Source organism: Streptomyces sp. NPDC059900 (genome assembly GCF_050270335.1).
In the GTDB taxonomy this organism is placed as follows: domain Bacteria; phylum Actinomycetota; class Actinomycetes; order Streptomycetales; family Streptomycetaceae; genus Streptomyces.
In genome coordinates, this window is sequence record NZ_JBNNJZ010000320.1 from 1 (window position 1) to 9,581 (window position 9,581).

Below are 9,581 nucleotides of genomic sequence, written 5' to 3' on the forward strand. Positions count from 1 at the left end.
GATACAAGGATCCGGGCACGGCCCCTTCCGGGGTGCTGCGGCGATCAGGCCACCGGCACCGGGTAGGTCGGATACTCCACCCCGGAGACGTGCTGGACGACGCGGATCACCTGGCACGAGTAGCCGAACTCGTTGTCGTACCAGAGGTAGAGGATCGCGTTGTCGCCGTCGACCTTGGTGGCGCCCGCGTCGACGATCGAGGCGTGCCGCGAGCCGACGAAGTCCATGGAGACGGCGTCGGGAGCGGTCGTGAAGTCGATCTGGCGCTTCAGCGGCGAGTGCAGCGAGACGTCGCGGAGGTGCTCGAGGACCTCGTCGCGGGTGGTTTCGCGGCCCAGGCGCAGGCTCAGGATGGCGATCGAGACGTCCGGGACGGGGACGCGGATCGAGCTGCCCGTGATGGGCGCCTTGAGGTCGGGCAGCGCCTTGGCAACGGCCGAGGCGGCGCCGGTCTCGGTGATGACCATGTTCAGCGGCGCGGAGCGGCCGCGGCGGTCGGCCTTGTGGAAGTTGTCCAGGAGGTTCTGGTCGTTGGTGAACGAGTGGACGGTCTCCACGTGGCCGCGCAGCACGCCGTACTCGTCGGCCATCGCCTTGAGCGGCGGGACGATCGCGTTGGTGGTGCAGGAGGCGCAGGACAGGATCTGCTCGTCCGGCTTGATCGTGTCGTGGTTGACGCCGTGCACGATGTTCGGGACGTCGCCCTTGCCCGGCGCGGTCAGGACGACCTTGTCGATACCGGGGCGCAGGTGCTGGGAGAGCCCCTCGCGGTCGCGCCACTTGCCGGTGTTGTCGATGAGGATGGCGTCCTTGATGCCGTACGCCGTGTAGTCGACCTCGGAGGGGTCGTTGGCGTAGATCACCTTGATCACGTTGCCGTTGGCGACGATCGTGCCGTTCGCCTCGTCGACGGTGATCGTGCCCTGGAACTGGCCGTGGATGGAGTCACGGCGCAGCAGCGAGGCACGCTTGACGATGTCCTGCTCGCCGCCCTTGCGGACCACGACGGCGCGCAGGCGCAGGCCGTTGCCGGAACCGGCCTTCTCGATCAGCAGGCGGGCCACGAGGCGGCCGATACGGCCGAAGCCGTAGAGGACGACGTCGCGTCCCTCGCGGCTCTCGATCTTGTTCTCGCCGGTGGCGCCGGCGACGGCCCGGGCGGTGAACTCCGCCACCGACAGGCCCTCGTCGTCGGCCCGGAAGGACTCGGCGAGCAGGCCGATGTCGATCTGCGAGGGGCCGAGGTCGAGCGTGGTGAGGGCCTGGAGGAACGGCAGCGTCTCGGTGACGGAGAGTTCCGCGCCGGCTATCTGACGGGCGAATCGGTGGGTCTTCAGGAGGCTGACCACCGACTTGTTCACCAAGGAGCGGCTGTGGAGCAGGACGGTGACGTCCCGCTCCCGGTGCAGCTTCCCGATGATCGGGATCATCGACTCCGCGATCTCCTCGCGGTTCTTCCAGTTGGTGAACGAGTCGTCATTGACAGTCACAGGTTTATCTTTCGAGCTAGGCGGCGCTCATATGCTAACCCGGCGCCACTTTGATCTTTCAATCGGTGCCGCTTGACGCCCTCCGGCCTGGAATCAAAGGGGCGCGGTGCGCGGGGTTCGCAGGGGTCACAGGGGTACGGCGACGGCGTTGAACGTCGTCGTGGGCTCCTGCGGGCTGGTGAAGCGGGCGTTGACCAGATAGAGGCGATCGCGCCAGCGGGCGGCGGTGGTGGGGATGTCGAAGCGGGGGTCGGTGATGGTGCGGCGCAGGGTGGCGGTGGTGGCCCCGGCGTCGAGGTGGAACACGCTGACCTTGTTGAGCCGGTTCTGGACGACGTACAGGGTGCGGCCGATGCGCCAGAGGCCGTCGCCATTGGCCACGTCGCCCGCGCCGACCAGAGCGATCTCCGTGGCGCGGCCGGTCTTGAGGGGGACGCGGTAGAGCTTGCCCGGCGTGCTCCTGACGACGATCAGGGCCCGGCCGTCGGGGGCGCCGACGATGCCGTTGGCGTTGATCGCGTCCGGCGTCTGCTCCCAGTCGCCGCCGATCTCCAGCGCGCGCACCGTGCCTCTGCGGCCACGCGGCACGCCGTACAGCACGCTGTCGCGGGAGTCGGTGAACCAGGCGCGGTCGCCGAGCAGCGTGACGTCGTTGATGAAGTGGGCGGCAGTCGCCTCCGTCAGCTGATGCGTGGCCACCAGCTTGCGGGTGCGGGTGTCCAGGACGCGTGCGACCCCGGTGTTCCCGGCGATGTAGAGCAGGCCGTCGTCGTCGATCTTCAGGCCGACTGCCGCCGTGCCCGCGGCGCCTTCGTAGAAGACCTCGCCCCGGCCGGTGCGCAGGTCGGTGCGGTAGACGGCGCCGTTGGCGCGCGATCCCATGTAGGCGTACGGCTTGTCCCCGATGGTGATTCCCTCCGGCAGGAAACCGTCGGGCAGCGGGAACTCGGTCGGCCAGGCGGCGTCCTGCGGGTGCCGCGCGGCAGTGGCGGCAGCGGCCGTTCCGGTGCCGGTCGCCGCGGCCAGGGCTGCGACGGCGGCCCCGCCGAGGACGGTGCGGCGGGAGGGCTTGGAGTGATTTCGGTGACTGCGGTTCATGGTTCCGGGCCTCCGTGGAGAGCGGAAGATGAGCGGGACGGCAGTCGGCCGACTGGGGTGCACGGGCGCTGTGAAAGTCGGCCGACTCAGGTGCACAGGGCGAGCTCGGACCCAACTCGTCGGCGGGTCACGTGAGTTGACAACGCGGCGCCATCGGCTCGAGTTCCCCGGCGTCCCGCCCGCCTCTTTGCGTGCCGGGAGTCGCGGTGCCGCCCGGCCCGTCCCAAACCCTGCCTACGTGATCCCATAAGCTGGCCTTATGAGGTCATAGGTCAAGGCCGGGTACTAACTTAGGATTGCCTTAGTTTAGGCTTCCCCACGAGCCCCACGTCTTCGCTCGAAGGGAAACCTGATCATGTCTCGCCCTCTGCGGGTAGCTGTTGTCGGAGCCGGTCCGGCCGGCATCTACGCCGCCGACGCGCTGCTGAAATCCGCAGTGGCCGTCGAGCCCGGTGTGTCGATCGACCTCTTCGAGCGGATGCCCGCGCCGTTCGGCCTCATCCGCTACGGCGTCGCCCCCGACCACCCCCGGATCAAGGGCATCGTCACGGCCCTGCACCAGGTCCTCGACAAGCCGCAGATCCGCTTCTTCGGCAACGTCGACTACCCCCGGGACATCGACCTGGACGACCTGCGCTCCTTCTACGACGCGGTGATCTTCTCCACCGGCGCGACGGCCGACCGGGCGCTCGACATCCCCGGCATCGACCTGGACGGCTCGTACGGCGCGGCGGACTTCGTCTCCTGGTACGACGGGCACCCGGACGTGCCGCGCACCTGGCCGCTGGAGGCGGAGAAGGTCGCCGTCCTCGGCGTGGGCAATGTGGCGCTGGACGTGGCGCGCATCCTGGCCAAGACCGCGGAAGAGCTCCTGCCGACCGAGATCCCGGCCAATGTCCACGAGGGGCTCAAGGCCAACAAGGCCCTCGAGGTGCACGTCTTCGGGCGCCGCGGACCCGCGCAGGCCAAGTTCAGCCCGATGGAGCTGCGCGAGCTCGACCACTCCCCGAACATCGAGGTCATCGTCGACCCCGAGGACATCGACTACGACGACGGCTCGATCGCGACCCGGCGCGGCAACAAGCAGGCCGACATGGTCGCCAAGACCCTGGAGAACTGGGCCATCCGCGACGCGGGCGACCGGCCGCACAAGCTCTTCCTGCACTTCTTCGAGTCGCCGACCGAGATCCTCGGCGAGGACGGCAAGGTCGTCGGCCTGCGCACCGAGCGCACCGCCCTGGACGGCACCGGCAACGTCAAGGGCACCGGCGAGTTCAAGGACTGGGACCTGGGCGCCGTCTACCGCGCCGTGGGCTACCTCTCCGACGAGCTGCCCAAGCTGCCCTGGGACGTCGCGTCGGGCACGGTGCCGGACAAGGGCGGCCGGGTCATCGAGGAGACCGGCGAGCACCTGCAGTCCACGTACGTCACCGGCTGGATCCGCCGCGGCCCCGTCGGCCTGATCGGCCACACCAAGGGCGACGCCAACGAGACGGTCGCCAGCCTCCTGGACGACTTCGCGAACGCCCGTCTGCACGCGCCCACCGCCCCCGAGCCGGAGGCCGTCAACGCCTACCTCGGCGAGCAGAACATCCGCTTCACCACCTGGGAGGGCTGGTACCGCCTCGACGCCGCGGAGAAGGCCCTCGGCGTGGCCGCGGAGCGCGAGCGCGTGAAGATCGTCGAGCGCGAGGACATGCTCAAGGCGAGCGGCGCCTAGCCCCGAGGCGAGCGGCGCCCAGCCGCGAAAGGGCGCCGGACCACACAGGTCCGGCGCCCTTTGCGTCGCGACGCGACCGTGTCAGGCGAGCAGCCGGGCGATGCCGTTGCGCTGGATCTCCGATGTCCCCGTCAGGACGCGGAACATACGGATCTTGCGGAACAGGAACTCGATCTCGTTGCCCCGGGTCAGGCCCTCCTTGCCGTGGATCTGGACGGCCTGGTCCAGGATCCGGAAGGCGGACTCGGCGACGAAGAGCTTGCACATGAACGCTTCGGCCTGCGCGTCCTCGCCCCGGTCCAGGGCCGCGAGCGCCGCGTACGTCATGGAGCGGGCCGCGTAGAACTCCGTGGCCATGTCGGCGACCTTGTGCTGGATGGCCTGCAGCGCGAGCAGCGGCATGCCGCCCGCGACCTTGCGGTGGCGGGTGCGGTCCAGGGTCAGGTCGAGGGCGCGGCGCGTCGCGCCGATGACGGTGGGGCAGTGCAGCAGCCGGTTGGTGGTGACGCGGCCCAGCGCGATGCGCATGCCCTCGCCCTCCTCGCCCAGGAGGTTGGCGGCGGGGACACGGCAGTCCTCCAGGACGATGTCGCTCTCGATCTGCTCGCCGGACATCGGGGTCGCGCCGTCCTCGACGCGGCAGCCGGGGCTGTCCAGGTCGACGAGGAAGGCGGAGAACCGCGGCTTCTGGCCCTCCTGCTCCCCGCTCCCGGCCATCCGGGCCACCACGATGGCGAAGTCGGCGAACGGTCCCGCCGAGGAGAACACCTTGTGCCCGGTCAGCCGGTAGCCGTCGCCGTCGCGGACGGCGGTGGTGCGCATCGAGCGCACGTCGGATCCGGCGTCGGTCTCGGTGAGGGAGAAGCAGCAGGCGCGCTCGCCGCGCACCAGGGGCAGCAGGTAGGTGGCGAGCTGGTGGTCGGTGGCGTACTTGAGGATGTCGCCCGCGCGCAGCGGGCCGCCCATGTCGCCCAGGACGCTGTGGGCCAGGACGCGGCCGCTGGCGCCGATCTCCTCCTTGAGGGCGGCGAGCCGGGTGTACGTGAGGTTCTGGCCGCCGTACTCCTGTGGCAGGTGGATGCCGTAGAAGCCCAGTTCGCGGCTGCGGTGCCAGACGGGTTCGAGGTCGGCGCGGGTGAGGCGGCTCTCGTGGGTGAGGCCGCGCTCCCGTTCGTGCTCGGCCAGTTCGCCGTCGAGGTAGTCGCGCAGCCGGCCGATGAGGTCGGCCAGGTACGGGTCGTCGTGGGCGGGGCGCAGGGAGAAGGTCATCTCGGGTCGTTCCTCGTTCGGGGGCGGGCGCGGTGGCGGCTGGTGCGGCGGGTGCGGACGGGTCAGTTCACGCGGCGGACGGCATCGGCCCAGTACGGTTCGCGCACGGCCTTGCGGTCGAGCTTTCCGTTGCGGTTGTGGGGGAGTGCGGCGACGAAGTCCACGGAGCGGGGCTTCTTGAGGCGGTCCAGGCGCTCGGCGCAGAAGTCGATGAGCTGCGCCGCGCTGACGGCGGCGCCCGGTTCCGCGACGACGACGGCCTTGACGGCCTCGCCCCATGTCTCGTCCGGCACGCCGATCACGCAGGCTTCCCGGATGGCGGGGTGTTCGTAGAGGGCGGATTCGACCTCGGTGCAGTAGATGTTGAACCCGCCGGAAATGATCATGTCTTTCTTGCGGTCGACGAGGAAGAGATAGCCGTCCTCGCGCATCCATGCCAGGTCACCGGTGTGCACCCATCCGTCGCGGAAGGTCTCGGCGGACAGCTGCGGCTCCTGCCAGTACTCCCGTACGCAGTCGGGGCCGCGCACGATCACCTCGCCGATCTCGCGCGGCGCGCGCTCGGCGCCGCTCTCGTCGACGACGCGGATCTCGGTGTCGTAGGAGGCCCGGCCGCAGGACTGCAGCAGTTCCGGGTCCTCCTTGACGGCGCGGGCGATGTCCTCGCCGCTCAGTCCGGCGACCACGCTGGTGGTCTCGCCCAGGCCGTAGCCCTGGGCGACGACGGGACCGAAGAACTCCACGGCCTCGCGCAGGCGCCGGGGCGATACGGGCGCGCCGCCGATGCGCACGCTGGTCAGCGAGGAAAGGTCGCGCGCCGCGGCGCCGGGGTGGGCCAGCACCATGTTGAGCATGGCGGGCACGAGGAACGTCGCGGTGATGCGCTCCTTCTCCACCGCCTCCGCGAAGGCTTGCGGGCTCCAGGCGGGCAGCACGTGGGTCGTCGAGCCGCCGAACACCCCGGCGAGCAGGCCCATCCCGGTGGCGTGGGTGATGGGGCCGCAGGCGAGATAGCGGGTGCCGGGCCGGGGCCGGGACTCGTCGCTCATCAGCTGCTTGCGCATGTTGGCGAGCCGGTTGCCGGTCGTCTGCACGGCGGCCTTGAGGGCGCCGGTGGAGCCCGAGGTGAAGTTCAGGACGCAGGGGGCGTGTTCGTCGAGGTCGACGGCGACCGGATCTGCGCCGCCCTCGGCCAGGAGGCTCTCGTAGGACACCGCACCCGTGTCCCCCTCGGATGCGCCGTCGAGCGGCACCGGCAGGCAGTCCGTGCCGGCCTCGGCGATAGCGGCGAGGGCGTCCTCGCGGTGGGCAGCGTCATAGACCAGGGCGCGTACGGGGGCGTAGCGCAGGATGTGCGCTATCTCCCCGCGGCCCAGGCGGGCGTTGACGGGGGCGCGCATCAACCCCGCCTTGTACAGGGCGAACTCGACCTCCACCAGTTCGCCCCGGTTCCAGGCGAGCGAGGCCACCGCGTCGCCCGGGCCTAGGCCGCGGGCGATCAGCGCGGAGGCCAGTTGGCTGGTCGCGGTGTCCAGCCGTTCGTAGGTCCATGAGCGGTCCCCGCAGACGAGGGCCGTCGCCTGCGGCCAGTAGCGGGCGCTGCGGGTCAGATAGCTGCCGAGGTTCATCGCGGTTCTCCGGAGAAGGGCGGGAGGAGCGGGGGCGGAGCCTGTAATTAAACAAGGCGCTCAATAATGGACAGATTGTTCAGTAACCTCTGGACTGTCAAGAGTCTTCTAGACTGGGGCCGCATTCACGACTGCGGGCGAGGAGGGCCGACATGGCCGAGGACAGGCGGACACGACGCTCACGGCGGGCTCTGGGCTCGGCGTTGGTGGAACTGGTCCTCGAGCGCGGCTTCACCGCGCTGACGGTGGAAGACATCACCGAGCGCGCCGACGTGGCCCGCGCGACCTTCTACGCGCACTTCAAGGACAAGGAAGGCCTGTTCGCGCGCGTGACGTCCGACCTGCTCGGCGAACTCGGGGAGCGGTTGCGCCCGGCCATCGCCGACAGCGCCGTCGGCTTCACCGGCAAGCCGGTCCTGGAGATGCTGCGGCACGCCCGCGAGGAGCGCGATCTGTACCGGATCGTGCTGCGCGGCGAGGGCGACGGCAAACCCCTGCAGATGTTCGTGGACGCCTGCGCGCGGGTCACCGCCGAGGAGTTCCGTGCCCGCGCCGATCGCAACGGCGTCGAGCCGCGCATGGACGGCGACCTCCTCGCCCGCGTCTGGGTGGGCGAGCAGATCGCCGTGCTGCGCTGGTGGGTCGAGCAGGAGACACCGCCGATGCCCCCCGAGGAGGTCGTGCGCCAGCTGCTCGACCTGGCCCTGCGCGGCCGCTACTGGGCCAGCGGCTTCGATGCGCCGGCCTGATCGGAGCCGTCGGGCGTGAGGCCGAGCCGCCGCGCATCGCGCTCGGGACGTATGCACAGCAGTGCGATCAGCCCGGTCAGGAACATGACCGCCGCGGAGAGCAGGAACGAACTGGCGTAGCCCGCGCTCTGCGAGTCCGCGGTGTCGAGCAGATGGCCCGTCAGATACGGGGCGACGAGCCCCGGCAGGGTCCCCGTCGCGGCGACGATGCCGAAGAGCGCTCCGCGCTGGTGGGTGGGCACGACGGCGGCCGTGGTCATGTAGTGCAGGGGGAAGACGATGGCGTTGCCCCCGAACGCCACCGCGAGCAGCAGGATGTGGGGCCAGCCGTCCCCCGCGAACGAGAAGCTCGCCATGGCGAGCCCGGCGGTGACGACCGCAATTCCCTGGGGCGCCCCGTTCGCCCACCGGCTGGAGACGCCCCTGCGGCGCAGTGCGTCGGCGAACGGCGAGACCGCCAGGAGCAGGACGAAGCTGAAGGCGGAGATGCCGCTGATGAGCGTCGCCGCGCCGCCCGGTGTCATGCCGAGTTCGGTCCTGCAGTACGCGGGCAGCCACGCATGGCTGATGGCCAGGGCCCACGAGGCGCCGAAGGCACTCGCGATGCTCCCGATGACCGTGCCGTTCAGCAGCAGTTCGCGGTAGGGGAGGCGGGGTTCGCGCATGTGCTGCGGCCCGCTCGCGCCGGAGGTGCCTGTGCTGGCGGTGCCGGTGGAGCTGCCGGAGCTGCCAGAACTGCCGGGGCGCGCCTGGCCGTAGGGGCCGTCGTGCCCCACCCGCCACCAGACGAGGCTCCACACCAGGCTGATCACCGCAAGCGCCGCAAAGGCCGAGCGCCAGCCGAAGGCCGTGATGAGCCAGGTGACGACGGGCGCCGCGATGAGAGTGCCCAGGGCGGCACCGCTGATCTGGAGCGCAGAAGGCAGGCCTCGCCGGTCGGCGGGGAACCATTTGTAGAGCGCGTGCATGGACATCGAGGCGGCGGGTCCCTCGGCCGCGCCGAGCAGCACACGCCCCGCGATCAGCGTCGGGACCGCCGCCACGATCAGCACCGGCAGCTGGGCCACCGCCCACAGCAGGGCCATGGTGAACAGCAGCGCCCGGCTGGAGATGCGTGCGGAGACGAATCCGACGACGAGCCCGGAGAGGCTGAACAGGATCGAGAACGAGCTGGAGATCAGCCCGTACGTGCTGTTGCTGATCCCCAGCTCGTCCATGATCGGCACGGCCGCGAGCCCCAGAACGGACTTGTCGGCGTAGTTGATCAGCATGAACGCGACGATCATCGCGGTGATCAGCCAGGCGTGCCGCCGGTCGAACCCGGCCGGTACGGAGGCATCTTCGAGGGTCATGGACGTGGTCTGCGGGGTGGCCATGGGGACTCCTGCGGTCGGGGGAGCAGGGGCGGGTGTCTTCGCGGCATCGAGTTACTGAACAATCTGTATGTTAACGATTAGAGTGAAGTGAATCCATGGCTTGACGATGCCTAGCTGCTGCCGACCTGAGGCCGCTGACGGGAGCAACTCATGACTGAATCCGTGCCGGACCGCACGACGACCGGACCCACGACCGAGACAGCGCCGCTGGGCGACCTCCGGTGGGCCCGCGGATACACGGACCCCGCCTG

Annotated in this window: 7 protein-coding genes; 2 read left to right on the forward strand and 5 right to left on the reverse strand. The window is 70.1% G+C overall.

The window, feature by feature from the left end; translation table 11 throughout:
• Nucleotides 1–44: 44 nt before the first annotated feature.
• Complete coding sequence (locus ACQKIP_RS30655) at nucleotides 45–1,490, reverse strand: glyceraldehyde-3-phosphate dehydrogenase (protein WP_365854326.1); 1,446 nt, start codon at nucleotides 1,488–1,490, stop codon at nucleotides 45–47.
• 126 nt (nucleotides 1,491–1,616) lie between these two features.
• Complete coding sequence (locus tag ACQKIP_RS30660) at nucleotides 1,617–2,588, reverse strand: SMP-30/gluconolactonase/LRE family protein (protein WP_365854324.1); 972 nt, start codon at nucleotides 2,586–2,588, stop codon at nucleotides 1,617–1,619.
• Between the two features lie 355 nt (nucleotides 2,589–2,943).
• On the opposite strand from ACQKIP_RS30660, the gene ACQKIP_RS30665 reads away from it, so the two are divergent.
• On the forward strand, nucleotides 2,944–4,308 hold the full coding sequence (locus tag ACQKIP_RS30665) for an FAD-dependent oxidoreductase (protein ID WP_365854322.1): 1,365 nt from the start codon (nucleotides 2,944–2,946) through the stop codon (nucleotides 4,306–4,308).
• An 81-nt stretch (nucleotides 4,309–4,389) separates the two neighbouring features.
• Here ACQKIP_RS30665 and ACQKIP_RS30670 read toward each other — a convergent pair whose 3' ends face one another.
• Together ACQKIP_RS30670 and ACQKIP_RS30675 are read right to left on the reverse strand one after the other, a co-directional pair.
• Entirely contained in the window at nucleotides 4,390–5,577 is a 1,188-nt protein-coding gene (locus ACQKIP_RS30670; protein WP_365854320.1) for an acyl-CoA dehydrogenase family protein, read from the reverse strand.
• Between the two features lie 62 nt (nucleotides 5,578–5,639).
• Complete coding sequence (locus tag ACQKIP_RS30675; protein ID WP_365854318.1) at nucleotides 5,640–7,205, reverse strand: AMP-binding protein; 1,566 nt, start codon at nucleotides 7,203–7,205, stop codon at nucleotides 5,640–5,642.
• 152 nt (nucleotides 7,206–7,357) lie between these two features.
• Between ACQKIP_RS30675 and ACQKIP_RS30680 the strand changes: the two genes are divergently transcribed.
• Nucleotides 7,358–7,954 (forward strand): TetR/AcrR family transcriptional regulator, encoded by a 597-nt coding sequence (locus ACQKIP_RS30680; protein WP_365854316.1) that lies wholly within the window; start codon nucleotides 7,358–7,360, stop codon nucleotides 7,952–7,954.
• Here the strand turns inward: ACQKIP_RS30680 and ACQKIP_RS30685 are convergent.
• Complete coding sequence (locus tag ACQKIP_RS30685) at nucleotides 7,921–9,330, reverse strand: MFS transporter (protein WP_365854314.1); 1,410 nt, start codon at nucleotides 9,328–9,330, stop codon at nucleotides 7,921–7,923. The two genes, ACQKIP_RS30680 and ACQKIP_RS30685, sit on opposite strands and share 34 nt — an antisense overlap.
• Nucleotides 9,331–9,581 lie beyond the last annotated feature (251 nt).

What these genes read in the sequence shown, in the direction of transcription:
- ACQKIP_RS30680 (WP_365854316.1), top strand. Translation starts at nt 7,358, where the DNA reads ATGGCCGAGGACAGGCGGACACGACGCTCACGGCGGGCTCTGGGCTCG.
- ACQKIP_RS30675 (WP_365854318.1), bottom strand. Translation starts at nt 7,205, where the DNA reads ATGAACCTCGGCAGCTATCTGACCCGCAGCGCCCGCTACTGGCCGCAG.
- ACQKIP_RS30665 (WP_365854322.1), top strand. Translation starts at nt 2,944, where the DNA reads ATGTCTCGCCCTCTGCGGGTAGCTGTTGTCGGAGCCGGTCCGGCCGGC.
- ACQKIP_RS30685 (WP_365854314.1), bottom strand. Translation starts at nt 9,330, where the DNA reads ATGGCCACCCCGCAGACCACGTCCATGACCCTCGAAGATGCCTCCGTA.
- ACQKIP_RS30670 (WP_365854320.1), bottom strand. Translation starts at nt 5,577, where the DNA reads ATGACCTTCTCCCTGCGCCCCGCCCACGACGACCCGTACCTGGCCGAC.
- ACQKIP_RS30660 (WP_365854324.1), bottom strand. Translation starts at nt 2,588, where the DNA reads ATGAACCGCAGTCACCGAAATCACTCCAAGCCCTCCCGCCGCACCGTC.